Source organism: Rhodococcus sp. IEGM 1406, from assembly GCF_030056745.1.
Lineage (GTDB): Bacteria > Actinomycetota > Actinomycetes > Mycobacteriales > Mycobacteriaceae > Rhodococcus_F > Rhodococcus_F erythropolis.
In genome coordinates this window covers 110150-130410 of sequence record NZ_JASHKO010000004.1, presented here as the reverse complement: position 1 = coordinate 130410, position 20261 = coordinate 110150, and the positions used below count along the sequence as shown (strand labels likewise).

Below are 20261 nucleotides of genomic sequence, written 5' to 3'. Positions count from 1 at the left end.
GCTCGCTGCCTATTCGCAAGTTCGGCGTGCGCGCAGAATGATGTGCACTGAGTCACATAGATTAATATTGGCGAGACTATACATAAATAGACATGATGTCTAGAGGTGGTCGACGCATCTTCCCGCCGTCGATTCAGGAATGACTAAGTTCCTCACCAGGCGCTCACCGCCGCGCATCCCCCGGCAAACGCAACACTCATGGCGACAACGGAGAGCAGCAGGTGGGGGAACGTGCGCGAATCCTCGGCGTCGAGCACGGTGCGTCGACGGCGCACGACGATGCCCGCCGCGATGCCGGTTGTCGTGAGCATCAGTACGACGAAGAGTGCCCACCCTGGGATCGACGGATCCAGAGCGATCTCACGGCCGGCGATCACTGTGACCGTCAGCGAGGTGAGGGCGGTGCGTCGCCAGGCGAGCACGGTTCGCTCGGGCTGCAATCCAGGAGGCTCGCTGTCCGTCACAGCACGGTCATTCCTACGCTCAGACCCGCAACGAGACACACCCCGCCCACGAGAAGCGGGATCATCGGCGATTTGGGTAAGGGATGATCACGCCGCATCGCGGTCTGAGTGGCTTTCCAGTGCCGGAGCGCGCCGATCGCTATCACCGACGCCACCACGGTGCACACGACTCCGAGCATTCTGTGCATGTTGTCGTCCTTTTCGGGTACGTAGAACTGGCCGACTGCGACGCCGCCGGCCAGCAACCCCAACGCCGTTCGGATCCATGCGAGAAATGTTCGCTCGTTCGCAAGACTGAATCTGTAGTCCGGTTCGTGCTCGATCACGGTGGTTGCCTCTGAAACGTCGAGTGCCCGCCCGGTCGTCACATCGAGCGTGAGACGACCTGACGGGCACGGATTGGACACGAATGTGGGTGAATGATGTTCAGGTGGTGAGTAATTGGTGGGCGATGCCGTTCTTCTGGATCTCTGATGATCCGGTGAGGATTCGGAACATGCGCAGACGTTGAAACAGCGATTCGATCTCCGAACCGCGTATGACGCCAGACTTGCCGTGGATCTGAACTGCATGGTCAGCGATGGTGAAGGCCTTCTCTGCAACGAACAGTTTGCACATGAAGGCTTCGATCCGCGGACGTGCACCGGTGTCGAGTGCGGCGAGTGCGTCATAGGTCATCGACCGCGCGGCGTAGTAATCGGTCGCCATGTCGGCGAGTTTGTGTTGGATGGACTGCAACATCGCAAGAGGAGCGCCCTGCACCTGGCGAGTCTTGCTGTACTCCAACGACAATTCCAGCGCTCGGCGGGCTCCGCCGAGCGCGGTCGGGCAGTGCAGGAGCCGATTGACCGTCACTCGTCCCAGCCCGATCCGCAAGCCCTCGCCGACATTTCCGAGGAGCTGTTCCGGACCTACGTAGCAGTCGTCGAGGATGATGTCCGCTTCGATGTGCTGGCCGGACATCGGGACATCACCTTCGGCCACGACGCAGCCAGGAGCGTCCAGGTCGACCAGGAAGGCCGAGTACGAATCCGGACCGTCGCCGTCGCTGCTGGATGCCATCTTGGCGATCAGGACCGAGAAATCGGCGAACGGGCCGGCGGAGGAGAACACCTTGTGGCCGTTCAGGCGCCATCCGGCGCCGTCCGGGGTTGCGGTGGTGAGCATGCCGCGAACGTCGGAACCGGCGTCGTTCTCGGTGAGGGAGAAGCAGCATGCCTTCTCGCCGCGCAGCACTGGCAGCAAGTACTTTTCCATCTGGTGTTCGGTGGCGTATTGGAAGATCGATCCAGCTCGGAGCGGGCCGCCCATGTCTCCGAGTACCGACGTAGAGAGGACCCGCGGCGATGCGCCGACCTCTTCCTTGAGCGCGGCGAGTTCGGTAAAGGTGAGGTTCTGGCCGCCGAGTTCGGTGGGAAGATGGATGCCGTAGAAGCCGAGTTCGCGGCTGCGCTTCCATACTGGCTCGAGCGTCTCGCGGGTGTAGTGGGATTCCTGGGTGAGTCCCAATCCTGCTTCGTACGCGGCGAGTTCGCCGTCGAGATACTCGCGCAGACGCTCGACGAGTGATTGAAGTTTGGGATTGTCGTCGTAGGTAGGGGTGAGAGCGAATGACATGTCTATTTCCTGTCAGTTGACGTGACGGTCAGCAGTGGCCCAATAGGTTGCGCGAACGGCGCGACGATCGATCTTGCCGTTTCGGTTGACAGGCAACGAATCTGCGAAGTCGACCGAACGTGGCTTCTTCATGCTTGCCAGACGAGTCGCGCAGTGGTCGATCAATTCAGTTGCTGTGGTCTGACTTCCACTCCGACGTACGACAATCGCTTTGACCGCCTCGCCCCACTTAGGGTCGGGGACTCCGACGACGCAGACTTCGGAAACGGCCGGATGTTCGTAGAGTGCGGCCTCTACCTCGCTGCAGTAGATGTTGAATCCGCCCGAGATGATCATGTCCTTCTTGCGGTCGACGATGAAGAGGTAGCCGTCCTTACGGAAGTAGCCCACGTCGCCCGTGTGAACCCAGCCGTTCCGGAACGTCTCGGCGGACAGCTCGGGTTCGCGGAAGTACTCACGTACGCAGTCCGGGCCTCTGACGACGATCTCGCCGATCATGCCCGCCGCGACCTGTTCACCGTTGTCGTCGACCACGCGGACATCGGTGTCGTAGGCAGGTCGTCCGCACGAGAGAAGAAGGTCGGGGTCGGAATCGATGCCGCGCACAATGTCGTCGGCAGTCAAAACAGTGACGACGCTCGTTGTTTCGCCGAGTCCGTAGCCCTGAATGACGATGGGACCGAACAGTTTCACCGCGTCACGCAGTCGTTGCGGAGAGACGGGTGCGCCGCCCACCCCGATGCAGCGCAGCGAACTCAAATCGATACCGGTAACCGACGGATGATCCATCAGCAGGTTGAGCATCGTCGGGACTACCAATGTGGTGCTGATGCGCTCGCGTTCGATGGTCCGCAAGAAGGACTGGGTATTCCAGGACCGAAGAACCACGACGGTTGCACCTCGTGCAAACATTCCGAGCATCACCATCCCGGATGCGTGTGTGATCGGGCCGGGGGCGAGGTAGCGATCGCCCACTGACGGGGCGCCTTCAGGACTCATCAATCGCTTGCGCAGATTGGCCAAGCGGTTGCCCTGACTCTGGATCGCAGCTTTGAGCTTTCCGGTGGACCCGGAGGTGTAGTTGAGAACTGCTGGGGCGTCGATGTCGACGTCCATCTCGACGTTGTCTTCGCTGCCCGTAGCCAGCAGTCCGTGATAGCTGTCCGCGCCGGGAGTCGAAGTGCTGTAGTCGAACACCTGGCAGTTCAGCCCGGCGTCGGCGACGACTTTCAGTGCCATACCGGCGTGGGCGGCGTCGACGAACAGAACACGGACATCGGCGTCGGCGAGGATATGCGCGAGTTCGTCCGTGCCCAGTCGTGCGTTGATCGGTACCCGGACGAACCCTCCCTTGCACAAGGCCATTTCGGTCACGACGAGTTCCCCGCAGTTTCCGGCGAAGGTGCCGATCATGTGTCCCGGCCGTGCGCCGGCAAGTGCGAGAGCGGACGCGAGACGGTTTGCAGCCGTGTCGAGTTCGCTGTATGTCCACCGATCGTCGCCGCAGACAAGGGCTTCGATATCCGGATGGAAACTGGCGCTTCGGGCGAGATAGGTACCGAGGTTCATGAACTCTCCAAGAAAATTCGACATCACGAATGTTATTGGACAGTGTGTCTATATTCAATCGCCCTGTCAATGTTGGACTATGCTGCCTACAACAGTTGCGAAGGAAGGGAAGCCAGTGCCTCCAGAAGACAGACGTGTTCGGCGTACCCGACGATTGCTGCGGGACGCGCTGGTGTCCCTGGTTCTGGAACGCGGATATGCAGGGATCACCGTCGAGGACATCACAGACCGCGCGGATCTGGGTCGGGCAACCTTCTACAGCCACTACACCGACAAGGATGACCTGCTCGGGCAGGTAGTTTCCGATTTGAGCGCGGACCTGCACGAGCGACTCGGTCCACTCGTACCCGCCTCCTCGGTCGGCTTCACCGGCAAGCCGGTACTCGAGATGTTTCGACATGCGGCGGAGGAACGCGACGTCTACCGCGTGATATTGCGCGGGGAGGGGGACGGTAAGGCGCTGCGAAAATTCATCGAGGACCGCAGTGCCGCAGCGGTACAGATATTCTCCGCGCGGGCGGAAGCGCTCGGAGTGACCCCGCGAATCGACATCGAAGTTCTCTCCCGGGCGTGGGTGGGAGAACAGATCGCAGTCATGCAATGGTGGCTCGAATCCGACCCACCGCCGCTGACCCCGGAAGAGGTCACCGAGATGCTGCTCGAACTTTCGCTGCGAGGACGCTACTGGTCCTCGGGCTTCGACGGCGAGTTGAAATCCGAATAGCTGTTCCCACCTGTGCGTTGCGGCGGCGAGCTCACCGCGAATCGCCTCGGCGTGCTCACCGACCTGCGGCGTCTACAGTCGAAAAGTGTTGAATCCCAAGCTGAACTGCGCCGGGAATCTCTACTGGGGCAAGCTTTCGTCATCGTCGTTCGAAACCCTCGCTGATCAGGTCGCGAGCGATGACAGGGGGATCGCTCACAGTTGGTCTGCGTCGGTGAGCGCCGGTGTGCAACGATTCCTGTCCGCTTTCGGGCGCATCTCCCCGCACTTTCGCCCGCGTCGTAATCGGATGACGTCAGCGATCACTGCACCGAAAGAGCCCTCCTATTCAGGTGTGGGATCAGGTCGCCGAAAAGTCCCGCGCTGTCTGAACGGCTGCTCCGTGTGATGGCCTGCTGGACTCGAAAGCTGTTGCACTCCAATTAACTTGACTATGCCCGGCGAACAGCGCCACCGGCCCTGACGCTCGACTAGGCGGTGCTGCTTTACTTGGTGATCGGCTACATGCTCGTCACAGTTGCACCTTCGCCCCGCTGAGGTGAATTGTAACTCGGCACTCGAAGTGTGTGCCCCCTAAGGCCTCCCTGGGGGCATACATATTTCGGTCGGGCTCCAACTGACTCGATTGGATTCGAGTCGGGTTACCTCATCGCCGGATTGGACAATCTCAGCGCGGTACCTTTGCTGCAGGACAGTGCAGGTCCACGATGGAGTGACGTACACGATCGTTAAGCGTGTTGTGCCGGTGCGGTTTTTGCCTTGATCCTCCCTGTCGCATGTGGAGTTTCGACGAGATCCGGTATCGGGGATGCTCGCCCGAAATCGTGGCGGCTGTAAAGCGGGTGGGCCGCAAACGGTAAATGAGGTGGGGCTCAGCACTCGTCAAGTACCCGCGCGCTGCCTCGACCCTATGTGCCGGCGGTGTCGCGCAAACCCCGCCCAGCGAAATCGATATGGCGACTCTACGGTCTAACCACGAATGTTCGTATTTGGCCCATGAATCGACTCGAATCGGTGTGATCGGGCGACCCGGCGAAATTGTCGACCACTCAGATCAAACATGAAGTATCGCAACCTAATTATTCATCGATCGAGATTCGGCTAACTTCAAAACTTGCCGCGCCGGAGCAGGAACTAGTCAACCTCGACACCACCAGTTCCACCACCGCTGGAGCCCGAGGTCGACCACCAGCTCATGAACAGCTGCACGGTCTGCCATCACGGCAACAGACCAGAAGGCGCTAGCAGGATGTCCGCCGGTTACGCGCTGTGGTCGACCATGGACGAGTCTTCCAAAGAAGATGAAGAAGCCGCTGGTGTGGTCCGGCACTAGTCGCTTCGTCATGTTCGCAAACTTGCCGCGCTGGCATGGGTCACGCAGCTGACCCGTCCGATGATCTCGGTAGTTGCATTTCTATTGACGCCTCGGCGGTCATCGACGAATGTGTGTCGCACGGCGGGGATGTCTTGGTTACACTTGGGTGACGTAAATATGTTGTGCCCCCTGTATTTATCGGCAAACGGAGCACCATCCTACCGATTGGGCGGAGAACCCTAGGTTAGGATTGGTCCCGCCTGGCCAGACGGTTGTGTGCCCCCCGGTGCAGTTGGGTCCCGACCAGAAATCCATTGCTTTGCCAGACCCGTTGACTGCGGAGCTGACGGAGATCACGGTGGTTCCGCAGAAGGCGTTCGGATTGGGGTTGAACATTCGGTACGAGCCTGTGTAGTTCGTGCCCGACCACGTGCAGACTGTGTTTCCGCCACAGGTTGGGGCAGCTGATGCTGCGGGGGCATTCCATCCGATAGTCATGGCGGCAGCTAGGGCCGTCATTGTGAGGTACCGCATCGCTGTTCTCATGTTTCCACCTTCGGTGTGATTTGGACGATTTACGCAAAGCAAACTGTCCTGTTTTGTATTTGGGGCAAGTATCGTTGAATATGCGCCTCGATGACCGTCAGGGTTAACAGAAGACGCGCCAACGGGATTGGGGCGATGATCTGTTTGAGAATTTGATATAGCGTTCGAGTACGAAGCTTGGTAAGTACACCGGATGTTTCGTTGCCGTCATTGCGTTGTCGTCGTGCGGTGAACCTTCAGTTCCGCCGATCTCCTCGGCTTCCTCGACTGCATCGGATTCGCTGCGGTGTTGTGCCGGTGTGCCGCAAGCAGGGGCGTTGGTTGCTGGGGAACCCATTCCCGCCCCGCCCACGAACGGTCCCGATGACACTTCATTGCTGACACTGACGTCGATCGATCTCAACCAATCGGAGGTCGGCGAGGAGGTTATCTATCAGTTTCAAGGTGCTGGCCGCATCGCCTGGTCCCTGCGCCCGGTTTCCGAGGCGATTGCATACGGCGGACGAGGGGCGCAGTCAGTCTCTGGAAACGCCATCATTCAAGTTGATTTGGCCGAAGTGAAGGTTTCGGGTCCTGCTGATGGTGATCTGCAGCGACACGCTGCTAACGCCGTCGGCAATGTTGTCGAGGTGATCGAGATGCCTCAATTCGACAGGGTTTCTCAATCATTTATCGGAGTACGCACCAGCGTGACTCGTGTCGACGTGAGCGAGCGGACAACCTCGGATGGCGCCCAGTTGGTCGTGGCTTTGGTCGACGAAACACATTGATATGGAACATAATATCCTGAGCTGAGATCAGTGGAAATCGGTGGATCGAGGGACTGAGGCGTCCCTAACCGGGGACTGGAACTCTGCGACTGGTTGCCGTGGAAAGTGTTCGAGCGCGAAACTGTGCATGCATATCTACCCGCTTCGTCGTCGGAGAATGGCCTCGATCGACATCCTCGTCGAGGAGATGAGGTCTCGGCACGGCAATCAATTTTCGGTGGTAGGACACAGTTCGTAATCGTTGCAGGCAAGCAGGATCGGACGGATGACGCATTGGCTTGTCGCCGTCTCTCGGGCATTGTCAACTTAACTGGGCCGTCAGTCAGGGATGATCGTCGAATGAGCTTTGGGGACGAGACACGGGTGGATTCGACGCGGTCGCCGTACAAACGACACCGCTATCCCGCGGAGACCGTCGCCCACTGCGTGTGGCTGTACTACCGGTTCACCTTGAGCTTGCGAGACGTCGAGGAGGTGATGCTCGCCCGCGGCATCGTGGTCTCGCACGAGACGATCCGTACATGGTGCGCGAAGTTAGGGCCCGAATATGCGCGTGGCCTGCGCCGACGTGCTCCCGAACCCGGCGATAAATGGTTCCTGGACGAGGTGTTCGTCAAGATCGGCGGTATCCGGAAGTACCTGTGGCGGGCGGTCGATCAGAGCGGCAATGTCCTCGACGTCCTGGTTCAGTCACGACGCAACGCGAAGGCTGCGAAACGCTTCTTCGGCAAGCTGATGCGCAAGCAGGGGCGGGTACCGAGGGTGCTGGTGACCGATAAGCTCGCCAGCTACGTTGTGGCGCACCGGGAGTTGATGCCATCGGTGGAACATCGGCGCTCGAAGTACCTCAACAACCGGGACGAGAACTCGCACCAACCCACCAGACAGCGAGAACACGCGATGACGGGCTTCCGCTCATCCGGTGCGGCTCAACGGTTTCTGGCGGTATTCAGCGCGATCTCCCCGCACTTCCGGCCCGGCCGACACAAGCTCACCGCGAGCGATTACCGCTCCGAAATGACCACCCGATTCGCCACCTGGAACGACGTCACAAATTCACCGGTCGTTTGAACCGGGTTCCCACCAACAGAATACAGCTTGGCTGAAGGCTGTTGATCCCCAGTCACGTTCAGTTAAGTTGACAAAGCCGCGCTGGGTGGCCCATCTGACGTGATGGACGTGCAGGTGTGAGAGGACGACGGTGGAGACGTCATCCGGGGTGAAGCCGGTGTTGGTGAATTCTGTGAACCAAGAGGGGTCCAGATGGTCGAATTGGCTGCGGTTGCGGGGTTTTCCGGATCCGACGCAGCCGTCGATCAGGATCACTTCGTTCTCGGTGACCACCAGAAAAGCTAATGGCAGCAAATTGGCGAGCGCGAACAAAGGGCGTGTATGTTCCGCGGCCTTCGACTCGAACATCGGTTCCGAGCTCTTCGATCAGACGTCGGGCTGCATCGAAGATGGGTCGCAGTGCTACCTTCGGGCCGCTGTACTGCTGGTCGATGTATTGCTCGACGGTCGGCTCCACCCATCCGGACTGTTTGGCTGTCTCGAATGCAATTGCCCACTGCGAGTTCTGCGGTACACCGTGCTCTGCTTTCAGCCACTTGCGGACTTCGTTCTGATCGAGCGGGTCGACCCCCGACGTGCGTACAGCCTCAACCCATTCTTCGAGAGTGCGTCCGGTACGGTCGCGCATGGACGAGGTGACTGCGGCCATCATGTCGGAGGGTTCCATGCGTCTGTTCTACCGGTTGCCGCTGTGCACGTGTAGCTCGCTCAGTCGATGCCCAGCATCTCCTTGAGCGCGTCTGCGCCGGTCACTTCGACGGGGTACGGCGGTGCGACAAAATCTTCGCGCCTGAGGGTGAAGAGTCGACGCACGGTCATTCGGCCGTCGGCAGCCAACTCCTCTACTGTGCCGTCGGCGCGGTACCCGACTTTGGTCGACACCGTAATCGAGGCGGGGTTGTCCGTGAACGCCGACGACACGACGCTGCGTGCGCCCAAAGAGTCGAATGCGAATGCGCAGATTGCCTGTCGGGCAAGAGTGCCGATGCCCCGGCCTTGGAACCCGCGCCCGATCCACGAGCCGGTTTCACCGGTACGACTTTTGGGAAAGTCCGTCGCGGCGAACGCCTGGCAGCCGACAATTTCTCCGTCGACGACAATGGCTGTTTCGAATTTCCAGTCGGCCGTGGTCATCGCTCCGCGGACCGACCAGTGGTATTGGATGAATCTTCGCGACACTTCTTCGGGAGTGCCCACCGTCCAGGGGACGAGAAACGGCATCTGTTCGGCAGGGTGAATGCCGGCTCGGACCAGCGCAGCGAGTTCGGGGAAATGGTCGTCGCGCACAGGGACCAAGGTGATGCGCCCACACGTGATCGTGACTCCGTACGGAGGCCAGATCTCTGTCAGTGGATCAACCATCGTCTTCAGGCTTTCGTTCGTGTGCGAATCGGGTCACAGTCTGGCATGCCCGGCCCGTCCGAGTGAGCGACTTCTGGTCATCGAGATTCTTTTGCCCTCGCGGTATGGAGACGTGACATTAGTGTGTGGACGGTGACTACAGACAAACCGGTACGTCTTCGTGAAGGTAGATCGCCTGACAGGCTTTCGCGTGGTGTGGTGGCCGGATACGCAGCGGGAAGTGTCGGCACGGGTGGATTCGGCGTGCTTCCAGGTCTGGTACTGGCGTACTACCTGACCGATACGCTCGGCGTGGCCGCGGCGCTCGCGTCGCTTGTAGTCATTGTCCCGAAAATCGCCGACGTCCTGATCGATCCGCTGATCGGGTCGATCAGCGATCGAAGCTCTCATCGAACTGGTACGCGAGTGCCACTCATGCTTGCAGGCGCTCTGGGACTGCCGTTGCTCTTCATTCTCACGTTCTCAGCCCCCGTGTCTGCGGGCCCCGGAGTCGGGGCGTTGTGGGTGCTCGTCTTCTTCCTGCTCGCGGCGATTGCGTACAGCCTCTTTCAGGTTCCATATATCGCGTTGCCGACCGAGTTGACCGGCGATTACCACGAACGCACTCGTTTGGTATCGGTTCGAATTGCGGTGTTGGCCCTGACAATTCTGGTCATCGGCGCTGGTGGACCGGAACTTCGCGACGCTGCCGGGGGCGGAGCACGCGGTTATCTGGTCATGGCCATCGGGGTGTCGGCGCTGATGTGTGGGGCAATGATCTGGGCAGTTCGCGGAGCGGCGCGCCACACGGTGACTCACGCGGACGCGCCGGTCGGCTCGTTGCTCTCGCAGTACCGGGACGGGTTCGACGCGATACGACGTACCCGCGCGTTCCGATTGCTGGTCATCGTCTTCGTGCTCCAAGCACTTGCCACCGCTGTGATGTTGGCGGGTGCGCAATATCTGGCGACCTATGTGATGGGCAGCGAAGGCGCGCTCACCGGTCTGTTCGTTGCACTCGTCGGACCAGCTCTCGTCGTCATGCCGCTGTGGTATCGGTTCTCGCATCGGTACGGAAAGCTTCGCGGCTACGTCGTGTCCTCGGTTCTGTTTGTCGTCGCGACGGCGTTGTTGACCCTTGCGGCTGTCAACGCCGGTTCGTGGATCTACGGTGCAGTCGCCCTTGCCGGCGTCGGATATGCCGGCATGCAGGTGTTCCCGTTGGCGATGCTTCCTGACGTCATCGAGGACGACGCGCGAATCGGTGGACGCCAACGTGGTGGTTCGCTCAGTGGTATCTGGACAGCCTCGGAAACCGCAGGCCTTGCTCTGGGGCCCGCGGTGTTCTTGGGTGTACTCGCGGTGACCGGCTTCGTTTCGAAAACTGCGGGCGAGACTGTCGTGCAACCGGAATCAGCGCTGACCGGGATAGCCCTTGGCTTCTCGGTCGTGCCGGCGATCCTGGTTGCGATCAGCCTGGTCGTATTGCGGAATTACCGCACTGAACAAGAATCCACTCACGAGAACGTAGGTGAACGATGAGTTCCACTCAGGCCGAGGAACTTCAGGGCAAGATCGTCGAGAGCACGAACCTCGAGAAGAGGGCGGCCGACATCTTGACTCGGCTGCGTTCGCTTCGTGAGCAGGACGCCCCGACGCACGGAGGCCGGGTTCTGTCGTACGTGTACGACAGCGGTCTCGCAGCCCTCGACGAGTTGGCAGCGGACGCAGCTCGATTGGTTCAGCCGGTCAACGGTCTCGACCCGACGGTGTTCCCGTCCACGGCGGTGATGGAGCGTGAGTTGGTTGCGTTCGCTCGCGAGTTCCTCCATGGAGCTTCAGACCCAGCCGCAGATACCGATACAGACACAGACACAGACACCGGAGGAGTAGTCGTCGGAAATGTCACCAGCGGCGGAACGGAGAGTTGTGTGTTGGCCGTCAAGGCAGCTCGCGACTTCCGCGGGCTCCCGCCGGGTGAGGGTTCGCTGGTTCTTCCGACCACCGCGCACGCCGCTTTCCACAAGGCAGCGCACCTACTCGGACTGGAACTCATCCTGGTACCCGTAGATCCCACGTCGGGGCGCGTGGGCGCACAAGATATTGCGACGGCAGTTCGGAAGGACACGGTTCTGATCGTCGTCTCGGCGCCCAATTACCCGTTCGCGGCGCTCGACCCGATCGCCGACGTCGCGGAAGTTGCTCGTGCACATTCGATTCCATTACATGTCGACGCCTGCATCGGCGGGCTTGCGTTGCCGTGGTGGGGTGATCTGCCGCCCTGGGATTTCCAGGTGCCCGGTGTCACCAGCATGTCGGTCGACTTCCACAAGTACGGATACTCACCCAAGGGCGTCTCGGTCTTGCTGCACCGTGGGCGTGACCTGCATCGCAAGCAGTATTTCGGGCTCACGGACTGGCCGGGGTATCCGGTTGTCAATCCCACTCTTCTCGGTTCCAAATCCGTTGCTGCACTGGCCGGAGCGTGGGCGATTTCGCAAGTTCTCGGGCAATCCGGGTACGCCGAACTGGTGTCCCGGGCGCAGCGGGCCACCCGAGCGCTGATCGAAACGGTCCAGAGCATCGACGGGCTTCGCGTCGTGGGCTCGCCGGTGGGGCCGCTGTTCGCGGTCGCCACCGATGGTTCGGTGCCCCTCGAACGTCGAGTCGATCCGCATCGCTGGGTCAGCGCTGTCGGTGCCCGCGGCTTCGTCCTTCAAGGGCAGCCGGCGTCGACGCAACCTGACGGAACTGTATTGCCTCGAACAACCCACCTCACCGTCACCCCGGTGACCGAGTCGGTGCTCGGCGAGTTGACCAATGCGCTCGTCCTCGGTGCCGACGACGTTCGCGGCTTGGCGGCAGCCGAGGCGCCGCCGGCACTGGCAGAGTTGGCCGGAGCATTCGAACGTGGCGATGTCACCGTCGCCGATGTTCTTGCGTTGCCAAGTGACGCTGTCGCGGCAGCTTTGAGGTCGGCGGGGCTGGATCCTCGGGGTTCTGCTGATTCTCCCTTGGACATGGCGGCCGTCCTCGCGGCAGTGGAATCGCTGCCACGTGAGGTGACTAAGAGACTGCTGGTGGAATTCCTCGCCGGGCTGGTGGAGCCCTGACACCGCTATGAATACCGAAACCTCGATAAATACCGAAACTGCTGTGAACACTGCCCAAAACTCGGACAAATGGCGCGAAAGATTCGCGAATCGGGCGTAAGTTTTCTGTCATCGGCTAACCATCTTTGTCGGAGGGGTTGATCTGTGACTGGTGCCGCGACCAAAATTTTGACGGTTTTCGAGGAAGTGATCGGGGTTCCGCTTCCGGTTCGCGTGCGATGTTGGGACGGTTCGGAGGCAGGTCCGCCGGACGCCGCTGCGCGGGTACATTTCCGGAATCGGCGTGCCCTACGTCGAGTCCTGTACTCTCCCAACGAATTGGGGCTGGCGAGGGCATACGTGTCCGGCGATCTGGACGTAGACGGCGATATCTTTGCGCTCCTCGATGTCCCGGATCTGGTCACGCGGCTCGGTGAGAATCGTTTGTCGGCGTTGCCGTTGCGCTCGCTGGTGCGCGCCGCCGGTACTTTCGCCGGCTTGGGGGCGGTGGGTCCACCGCCATCGCCTCCGTCGATCGAGATGCGTCGTAAGCGAGGCAAGCGGCACAGTAAATCACGCGATTCGGCCACGGTCTCCCATCACTACGACGTCGGGAACCGCTTCTACGAAATGTTTCTCGGGCCGAGCATGGTCTATTCGTGCGGGTACTGGCCGGAAGGGGTCGAATCCCTCGAAGCTGCTCAGTACGCGAAGCTGGATCTGATTTGCCGCAAGCTCGATCTGAAGCCGGGAATGCGACTGCTCGACGTCGGTTGTGGCTGGGGATCGATGGCACTGCACGCTGCCCAGAACTACGGCGTCGACGTCGTCGGAGTGTCACTGAGCAACGAGCAGGTCGAGTACGCCAAGGGACGAGTTGCCGACGCGGGTTTGGCCGATCGTATCGAGATTCGGGTGCAGGACTATCGCGACGTCGACGACGGCCCGTACGACGCGATTTCGAGCATCGGCATGTCCGAGCATGTGGGCCTGGCCAATTTGCCGGTGTACACGGCAAAACTCTTCGACCTGCTCGCGCCGCAGGGTCGTCTGCTCAATCACGCCATCGCGGCGGTGAAGTCTTTGTCGGACAACGTCGATGACGGACGCAGTTTCATCGACAGGTACATCTTCCCGGACGGTGAGATCCTTCCGCTGAGCAAAACCATTGATGCGCTCGAACTTTCAGGTTTCGAGACGCGTGACAGCGAGGCGTTGCGCGAGCATTACGCCTTGACACTGCGCGCGTGGGTACAGAATCTTCGCGAGAACTGGGACGCATCGGTCCTACAGGTCGGTGCTCCCCGCGTGCGTACCTGGTTGCTGTATCTCGCTGCCAGTGCCCTGGGTTTCGAGGAGCCGCACAGGCTTACGATTCATCAGGTCCTGGCCGTGAAACCAGGGGATCGGGGGGCCAGTGGCATGGCCCGCTCGCGTAGCAGTTGGTATCGATCGATTGAAGTCCCGCAGATCGAAACCGGTCCGCGCGTCGACTGAGGCCTATACGTTGGATTTCCATGAGCACCCGGAAGGTTGTCCTCGCGGCACTGAAGGTTTCGGCCGTTGCGGTATCGGCGCTGTTGTCGACCTCGCTACTGTTCACACCGATATCGAACGCCGAACCTGTGAACGATTTCTACGACGCGATTCCGGGCGACGTCGGTGATCCGGGCTCGGTGATTCGGACGGAACCGCTGCCGCTGGCCGGTGCCGTCGGCGGAGTGCCTGGTGTGGGGACCCGGATCGTGTATTCGAGTACCGACACCCACGGATCCAATGTTGCTGTGTCGGGCTCGTACCTGGAGCCGGCTGCCCCGTGGTCAGGCGCGGGCCCGCGCCCGACGGTCGTGATCGGTCCGGGCACGCAGGGCCAAGGTGATCAGTGCGCGCCGTCGAGGATGTTCCCCACTGCCGGTCAACTCCGCCTGGCGGAACCCGGGAATCCGTCGAACTACGGTGCCGGTGTGGACAGTGTCGGTGTCAACTACGAGTCCGCATTTGCTTTCGCATTCCTAGCCCAGGGCGTTCGCGTGTTTGTCACCGACTACATCGGACTCGGAACACCCGGTATCCATACCTACGTCAATCGCGCCGAGGAAGCCCACGCGATGTTGGACGGTGCACGCGCTGCCCGAGCCTTGGCGAAGGCAGGAGAGGACGATCCGATAGCGCTGTGGGGCCATTCGCAGGGCGGCGGCGCCACTGCCGCTGCAACCGAACTGGCACCCGAATACGCGCCTGAGTTGAATCTGGTCGGGAGTTACGCGAGCGCGCCCCCGGCAGACCTGGCAAGCGTTCTGCGTCATATCGACGGTACCGGCCTGATGGCCGCGATCGGCTACACGATCAACGGCGTCCTCGACCGATATCCCGCCGCCCGAGAGCCGATCGAATCTCGACTCAACGACTACGGCCGGTCCGTGCTCGCCGACGTCGCCGGGCAATGCCTCATCGATTCCCGAACCAAGTACGGGAAGCAGTCGACGGCGTCGTGGACCACGGACGGCCGGCCACTTGCCGACGTGGTGGAATCGGTACCGGAGATCCAGCAGGTGATCGAGGAACAACGCATCGGGCGGCGAACCCCGGCCTCGCCGATTCTGGTCAACGGAGCGCTCAACGACGATTTCATCCCGTACGAGCAAACCCGGCGCCTGGTTCAGGACTGGTGCGCGCGCGGGGCCGAGGCGACGTTGTTCACCGACACCCTGCCTGCAGTGAATCCGGGGAGCGGTAACAATCACCTCGCGCCGGCCGTAGCGGACTTCGGTGTCGGATTGCAGTACGTGCTGGACAGATTCAACGGCAAGCCTTTGGTCGACACCTGCAACGCCTGACACGCCTGCTTCTCGATTACCTTGCGGCGTAACCACCGTCTCACTGCGAACGGTGGTTGACTGAGCCCGTGAACGATCGCACGCACGACCTGCCGATCAACCCGGTTCCGCGGAGTGAGCTGGGTGCCGGGCCAGCGCTGAGAGTGTCGACAGGTCTGGTGCTCGGTGTCGCTGGAGGCGTCGTCACGGCGTTGGTCGGCTACCCCCGGTTCGCCTTCCTGATCGGCTGGGATGTCGCGGCGATGGTGTTCACGGTCTGGACGTGGATTCTGGTCTGGCCCTTCGATGCGACGCTCACCGCGAGCCACGCAACGCGGGAAGAACCGGCTCGCAACGTCGCACACCTGCTGATTCTCGGCGCTGCCGTCGCGAGCCTGGTCGGTATCGCGTTTCTGCTCTTGGCGGCACCCGACGGACATCACTACCAAGTCGTGGCGGCATCGGTTGCAGTAGGCAGCGTCGTGATCTCGTGGCTGGCGGTCCACACGCTCTTCGCCCTCGGCTATGCGCGGCTGTACTACTCCGGCCCCGACGGCGGAATCGATTTCAATCAGGAAGAACCGCCGCGGTACAGCGATTTCGCCTACGTGGCGTACACGGTCGGGATGAGCTTCGCGATTTCCGACACCAACTTGAAGTCGTCGGACATGCGCGCGATGGCGCTCGGCCACGCATTGCTCTCGTACCTGTTCGGTTCGGTGATCGTGGCGTCCGTCGTCAACTTGATTGCAGGCCTGTGACCGATCAAGCCGTGTGACCGATCAAGCCGCTGCACGTCCGATGCTCGAGAGGAAGCCGGCGGCTCCGAAGAACAGGCCGGCGAACACTCGATTGGTGGTTCTCTGCTGTTTGGGGGATCGCATCAAGGTGAGCACCCGTGCGGCCAGCCCGGTGTATCCGGTCATCACGATCACGTCGACTGCGCACATCGTGGCGGCGATGATCAGATACTGCGGAAGCAGCGGTGCCGACGGGTCCAGGAATTGTGGGAGCACTGCGAGCATGAAAACGACAGCCTTCGGGTTGCTCGCGTTCACGAGAAAACCGCGAAGCATCATCATCGGGCCGGAACTGCTCGCGGTTGCCTCGTCGGTCTCCACCTCGGTGGGCGCCGATCGCCACTGCCTGATTCCCAGGTAGACGAGGTATGCCACACCGAACCACTTGATCAAGGAAAAGGCCACGGTCGAACTGGCGAGAATTGCACCGACCCCGGCCGCGACAATTCCGATCTGCAGCAGCAATCCCAACTGCAGCCCGAAGATGTTCCAGTATCCGCGCCGCAAGCCGTAGGCAAGCCCTGACGACATCGACGCAATGGCGCCGGCCCCCGGTGACAGGCTGATCACCCAACTTGCTCCGAAGAACGCCAACCAGACGTGCCAACTCATGTCGAAAGTCCTTTGATCGGGGAATACTCCCGACAACCAGCACGCACGGGATCAGAAAAGTGTAGACGGACTGTCCTGCTCACTGCTCGCGACAGTGCAATGATCGGGAGATGACGTCGTATCCCGTACTCGACCTGACACCCGACGAATTACTGACCACAACGCGGACGGTTCGAAAGCGTCTGGATCTGACACGTCCCGTGCCGTTGGACCTGGTGAAGGAATGCCTCCAGATCGCCCTGCAAGCGCCCTCCGGTTCGAATCGCCAGGGGTGGCAGTGGATGGTGGTGACCGATCCGGCACTGCGTGCAGCAGTCGGGCAGATCTACAAGGAAGTCACCGACGAGTACCTTGCTTCTCACGGTTCGGCGGCAAAACTCTTCGCCGATGATCCCGATCGCGCGCCGATCCAACAGCGAGTAGGCACCAGCGTCGCGTGGCTCGGTGAGCACATGGGCGAGGTGCCGGTTCTTCTCATTCCGTGCATCAAGGCGGGTAAGACGTTGCCGGAGGGGAACCAGGCCGGTCTGTGGGGTTCTCTACTCCCGGCCGCGTGGAGTTACGCTCTGGCCGCACGGGCACGTGGACTCGGTACGGCGTGGACGACATTGCACCTGCAGCGTGAAGCGGAAGTTGCCGAGCTGCTGGGTGTTCCGGCCGGATTCCATCAGGCGGCGCTTATCCCGACGGCGTACTTCACCGGCGAGACGTTCAAACCCGCCGCCCGTGAACCGGTCGACAACGTGCTGCACGTGGACCGATGGTGAGCCTGATCTACTCGGCGATCTGCTCGATCGACGGGTATGTGGCTGATGAGCAGGGGAACTTCGACTGGGCGGTTCCCGACGCGCAGGTCCATTCGTTCGTCAACGAGCTCGAGAGGGGAGTCGGCACGTACCTGCTCGGGCGCCGGATGTACGAGACGATGATTCCCTGGGAGACAATGATTCCCTGGGAGACAATGGCACACGAGGACCTTCAAGGTACTTCCGTGTCGGTAGGTTCTTCGGCGCCGGACGAGTTTGCCGGAATCGAGTCGGCGACAGTCGAGTTCGCTCAGATCTGGGGTGGCATCGATAAAATCGTGTACTCCACGACGCTGAACGAGGTGTCGACGGCGCGCACAACGATTGCCCGGGACTTCGACGCCGCCGCCGTTCGTGCGCTCGAGAGCGAAGCGGTACAAGATATCTCGATCGGCGGGCCGACGATCGCTGCAAGTGCATTCGCGGCGGGGCTGGTCGACGAATGCCGACTGTTCGTCTGCCCGGTCAGCGTAGGAGGCGGATTGCCTGCCCTTCCGCGCGGGCGACTGGACCTGCGGCTGCTCGAAGAGAAAACCTTCGACGGCGGCGTCATCTATCTGCGGTACGCCGTCCGCTAAGCCGCGATCATCACCGCCGTGACTACTGCGAGTAGAGCGATGTAGGCGGCGGCATGGATCCGGTCCGGGATGGCGCCGACAATTCGCCGGCTCAGTGCAATCGCAGGTAGAGAGCCGGCCAGTAACGCGCAAACGGCGAGAAGGTCGATTGCGCCGACCCTGCCCGCTGACAGATCCGAGGCGGTGCTGTGCCCTGATGAGGCCGCGTACACCGCAGTCGCGACGACGGCGACAGGCAAGCTCAACGGGTTGGCGCTCGCGGCGGCGTCGGCCATCGGAACTCCGCCGCGACGCATCATCGGAACCGTCATGACGCTCCCGCCGACTCCGAGGAAACTTGCGACGGCGCCGATGCCTATCCCGACAGCGCGGACGCCGTGACGGTCAAGATGTTCTCGAGGTTCAGGTGGTGTCAGAAACCCTTGTCGCAGAAGGCTGTCGAGGATTGTGACCACGAGGTAGAGGACGAACAGAATCCGAACGGCGCCGTCGTCGACGTGACCTGCCGCAACCGCTCCGAGGCCTGCTCCGACTGCGACGGGGCCGATCAGTGGTCTGATGTACTCCGCCCGAAGCCGTCCTGACTTCCTGAATGCGATTGTGGCACTGAGTGAATTGACCACCATCACTGCCGCCGAGGATGCGACGGCGACATGCATCGGATCGATGGCGTCCGCCCGAAGTGTGGATGCAGCGTAAACGATTGGGACGGTGACAAACCCGCCACCGAATCCGAACAGAACGGTGGTGACTCCGGTCAAGGCGCCGAAAGCGAGAAGGATGAGGGCGTAATGAAGCACTTGATGAACGGTAGCGATTTCTCCGCTGGCGCACATTCGAAGGTTCGCCACGTTCCATTGTCAATCAGACACGGACTCGGTAGGTTCCTCCGGTGCGCAACATTTCGATCAACGACGTCGATCACTCACCTCGCGGTGTTCTCGCAATCGGAAGCGACTACCCACCCGGTCACGTGTTGGCCGCCCACGAACATCGACGAGCCCAGTTTCTCTTCGCTGTGAACGGTGCGATGAACGTCGAAACCGATGACGGTGAGTGGACGGTTCTGCCGTCCAATGCGGTCATGATTCCCGCCGGTGTCGCTCATGCCGTGACAATGGACGGCGTAAGCACGCGAAGCCTCTACATCGAACCGTCCGCAGCGCCGTGGTTCCCGGTCAGGTGCCGAGTCGTCGCGGTGTCGTCGCTCCTGCGTGAGCTGCTCGTCGCTGCAGTCGACATGGATGTCGAGTTGAACGTGGAGGACGACTTCCCGGCACACGGACGCGGCGCCGCGGTATTTCAGCTGATCCTGCACGAACTTCGCGATCTTGCGCCCCTGCCTGTGGAACTTCCGCTGCCTCGGCACCCGGGATTGCGGGCGTTGTGCACGCGGTATCTCGCCGGCCCGTCGATCCACGACTCGCCCACGCGGTGGGCCGAGCAACTCCACATCAGTGAACGAACACTGCACCGCTTGCTGATCTCGGAAACGGGGATGAGCGCGTCGTCGTGGATGCAGCGTGCCTGCATTCTTCACGCGCTCCCGAAACTCTCTGCCGGTGCCAGTGTGACAGCCGTTGCGTCTGAACTCGGATACTCGACGCCGGCTGCCTTCGCAGCGATGTGCACCCGAGTTTCGGGTGCACCGCCCAGTAGCTATCGGGCGCGCGTCAGGACACAGACACCGGGATGATGTGGGCGACGACGTCGTGGATGAGACCGTCACGGACTTCGAAGGTTTCACGAATCTCCACGGTCATGAGGCGAGTGCCACCGATTCCCGCGTCGAGCAGATAGGTGGTCGAGACGATGTCCCCGGCTTCCGACATCTCGAGGTCTCGTACGCCCTGGATAACGCGGTATTGGATACCGTTTTCGAGGTCGGCGGACATCTGTGGTCCGGAGAACCCCGTCTTGAGTCCGGCTTCGACGCGCGTCGCATCCGGGGCGAAATGAACATCGGAAACGTCATGGGAGACCAGGGCGTCGATGTAGGCGCGTGCCTGCGCCTCGCGGGGTGAATCGGCCGGGTTGGGGGCTGCTGTCGCAGCGCCTCCGGCAACCAGGATCAGGGCAGCCGTGGCAGCGGCAGTTCCGGCGATATTTCGCAGTGTTCGCATGGGACATCCTAACGACG

General features: G+C 61.3%; 22 protein-coding genes. 11 read left to right on the top strand and 11 right to left on the bottom strand.

Features of this window, described 5'->3' with window-relative positions:
• Window positions 1-152: 152 nt before the first annotated feature.
• The 4 genes from QM596_RS19470 to QM596_RS19455 form a co-directional block, all read right to left on the bottom strand.
• Window positions 153-464, bottom strand: a complete 312-nt coding sequence (locus QM596_RS19470) for a DUF202 domain-containing protein (protein WP_113684136.1) — start codon at window positions 462-464, stop codon at window positions 153-155.
• Entirely contained in the window at window positions 461-790 is a 330-nt protein-coding gene (locus tag QM596_RS19465; RefSeq protein WP_230091163.1) for a YidH family protein, read from the bottom strand. Before QM596_RS19465 ends, QM596_RS19470 begins: the two co-directional genes overlap by 4 nt.
• Window positions 791-890: 100 nt before the next feature.
• On the bottom strand, window positions 891-2081 hold the full coding sequence (locus QM596_RS19460) for an acyl-CoA dehydrogenase family protein (RefSeq protein ID WP_113684134.1): 1191 nt from the start codon (window positions 2079-2081) through the stop codon (window positions 891-893).
• A 12-nt stretch (window positions 2082-2093) separates the two neighbouring features.
• Window positions 2094-3650 (bottom strand): AMP-binding protein, encoded by a 1557-nt coding sequence (locus QM596_RS19455; RefSeq protein WP_283309710.1) that lies wholly within the window; start codon window positions 3648-3650, stop codon window positions 2094-2096.
• Window positions 3651-3765: 115 nt separating this feature from the next.
• Here QM596_RS19455 and QM596_RS19450 point away from each other — a divergent pair, with 115 nt between their 5' ends.
• Complete coding sequence (locus tag QM596_RS19450; protein ID WP_113684132.1) at window positions 3766-4374, top strand: TetR/AcrR family transcriptional regulator; 609 nt, start codon at window positions 3766-3768, stop codon at window positions 4372-4374.
• Window positions 4375-5884: 1510 nt separating this feature from the next.
• Here QM596_RS19450 and QM596_RS29810 read toward each other — a convergent pair.
• On the bottom strand, window positions 5885-6187 hold the full coding sequence (locus tag QM596_RS29810) for a peptidase inhibitor family I36 protein (RefSeq protein ID WP_378668758.1): 303 nt from the start codon (window positions 6185-6187) through the stop codon (window positions 5885-5887).
• A 422-nt stretch (window positions 6188-6609) separates the two neighbouring features.
• On the opposite strand from QM596_RS29810, the gene QM596_RS19445 reads away from it, so the two are divergent.
• Together QM596_RS19445 and QM596_RS19440 are read left to right on the top strand one after the other, a co-directional pair.
• Window positions 6610-7005, top strand: coding sequence for an AMIN-like domain-containing (lipo)protein (locus QM596_RS19445; protein WP_113684130.1), 396 nt, complete (start codon window positions 6610-6612; stop codon window positions 7003-7005).
• Between the two features lie 339 nt (window positions 7006-7344).
• Window positions 7345-8076: an IS6 family transposase gene (locus QM596_RS19440; protein ID WP_283309709.1), complete on the top strand. Its 732-nt coding sequence runs from the start codon at window positions 7345-7347 to the stop codon at window positions 8074-8076.
• Here the strand turns inward: QM596_RS19440 and QM596_RS19435 are convergent.
• Genes QM596_RS19435 through QM596_RS19425 form a run of 3 tightly spaced genes read right to left on the bottom strand, consistent with a single transcriptional unit; the run spans window position 8062 to window position 9438 of the window.
• Window positions 8062-8331, bottom strand: coding sequence for an MBL fold metallo-hydrolase (locus QM596_RS19435; protein WP_349307325.1), 270 nt, complete (start codon window positions 8329-8331; stop codon window positions 8062-8064). The two genes, QM596_RS19440 and QM596_RS19435, sit on opposite strands and share 15 nt — an antisense overlap.
• Complete coding sequence (locus tag QM596_RS19430) at window positions 8216-8725, bottom strand: DUF5655 domain-containing protein (RefSeq protein ID WP_349307327.1); 510 nt, start codon at window positions 8723-8725, stop codon at window positions 8216-8218. The genes QM596_RS19435 and QM596_RS19430 overlap by 116 nt, the downstream gene beginning before the upstream one ends.
• Before the next feature lie 59 nt (window positions 8726-8784).
• Window positions 8785-9438 (bottom strand): GNAT family N-acetyltransferase, encoded by a 654-nt coding sequence (locus tag QM596_RS19425; protein ID WP_211917609.1) that lies wholly within the window; start codon window positions 9436-9438, stop codon window positions 8785-8787.
• Between the two features lie 123 nt (window positions 9439-9561).
• On the opposite strand from QM596_RS19425, the gene QM596_RS19420 reads away from it, so the two are divergent.
• The 5 genes from QM596_RS19420 to QM596_RS19400 all read left to right on the top strand — a co-directional run bounded on the left by QM596_RS19420 (window position 9562) and on the right by QM596_RS19400 (window position 16086).
• Entirely contained in the window at window positions 9562-10959 is a 1398-nt protein-coding gene (locus QM596_RS19420) for an MFS transporter (RefSeq protein WP_283309706.1), read from the top strand.
• On the top strand, window positions 10956-12530 hold the full coding sequence (locus QM596_RS19415) for a pyridoxal phosphate-dependent decarboxylase family protein (protein WP_198538458.1): 1575 nt from the start codon (window positions 10956-10958) through the stop codon (window positions 12528-12530). Before QM596_RS19420 ends, QM596_RS19415 begins: the two co-directional genes overlap by 4 nt.
• A 144-nt stretch (window positions 12531-12674) precedes the next feature.
• Window positions 12675-14006 (top strand): class I SAM-dependent methyltransferase, encoded by a 1332-nt coding sequence (locus tag QM596_RS19410; RefSeq protein ID WP_151530774.1) that lies wholly within the window; start codon window positions 12675-12677, stop codon window positions 14004-14006.
• Window positions 14007-14026: 20 nt separating this feature from the next.
• Complete coding sequence (locus QM596_RS19405; RefSeq protein ID WP_133727458.1) at window positions 14027-15346, top strand: lipase family protein; 1320 nt, start codon at window positions 14027-14029, stop codon at window positions 15344-15346.
• A gap of 68 nt (window positions 15347-15414) precedes the next feature.
• Window positions 15415-16086, top strand: coding sequence for a DUF1345 domain-containing protein (locus QM596_RS19400; RefSeq protein WP_113684127.1), 672 nt, complete (start codon window positions 15415-15417; stop codon window positions 16084-16086).
• A 21-nt stretch (window positions 16087-16107) separates the two neighbouring features.
• Here the strand turns inward: QM596_RS19400 and QM596_RS19395 are convergent, their stop codons facing one another.
• Window positions 16108-16737, bottom strand: a complete 630-nt coding sequence (locus tag QM596_RS19395; RefSeq protein WP_020908008.1) for a LysE family transporter — start codon at window positions 16735-16737, stop codon at window positions 16108-16110.
• A gap of 110 nt (window positions 16738-16847) precedes the next feature.
• Here QM596_RS19395 and QM596_RS19390 point away from each other — a divergent pair, with 110 nt between their 5' ends.
• Both QM596_RS19390 and QM596_RS19385 read left to right on the top strand, forming a co-directional pair.
• Window positions 16848-17504: a nitroreductase family protein gene (locus QM596_RS19390; RefSeq protein WP_133727457.1), complete on the top strand. Its 657-nt coding sequence runs from the start codon at window positions 16848-16850 to the stop codon at window positions 17502-17504.
• Entirely contained in the window at window positions 17498-18121 is a 624-nt protein-coding gene (locus tag QM596_RS19385) for a dihydrofolate reductase family protein (protein ID WP_283309701.1), read from the top strand. Before QM596_RS19390 ends, QM596_RS19385 begins: the two co-directional genes overlap by 7 nt.
• Here the strand turns inward: QM596_RS19385 and QM596_RS19380 are convergent.
• Window positions 18118-18921 (bottom strand): sulfite exporter TauE/SafE family protein, encoded by an 804-nt coding sequence (locus QM596_RS19380; protein WP_230091162.1) that lies wholly within the window; start codon window positions 18919-18921, stop codon window positions 18118-18120. The two genes, QM596_RS19385 and QM596_RS19380, sit on opposite strands and share 4 nt — an antisense overlap.
• Window positions 18922-19013: 92 nt before the next feature.
• Here QM596_RS19380 and QM596_RS19375 point away from each other — a divergent pair, with 92 nt between their 5' ends.
• Complete coding sequence (locus QM596_RS19375) at window positions 19014-19817, top strand: AraC family transcriptional regulator (RefSeq protein ID WP_283309700.1); 804 nt, start codon at window positions 19014-19016, stop codon at window positions 19815-19817.
• On the opposite strand, the gene QM596_RS19370 is transcribed toward QM596_RS19375, so the two are convergent.
• A complete protein-coding gene (locus tag QM596_RS19370) occupies window positions 19795-20244 on the bottom strand; it encodes a DUF8021 domain-containing protein (RefSeq protein WP_020969792.1) in 450 nt (149 codons plus the stop codon). The genes QM596_RS19375 and QM596_RS19370 overlap by 23 nt on opposite strands.
• Window positions 20245-20261 lie beyond the last annotated feature (17 nt).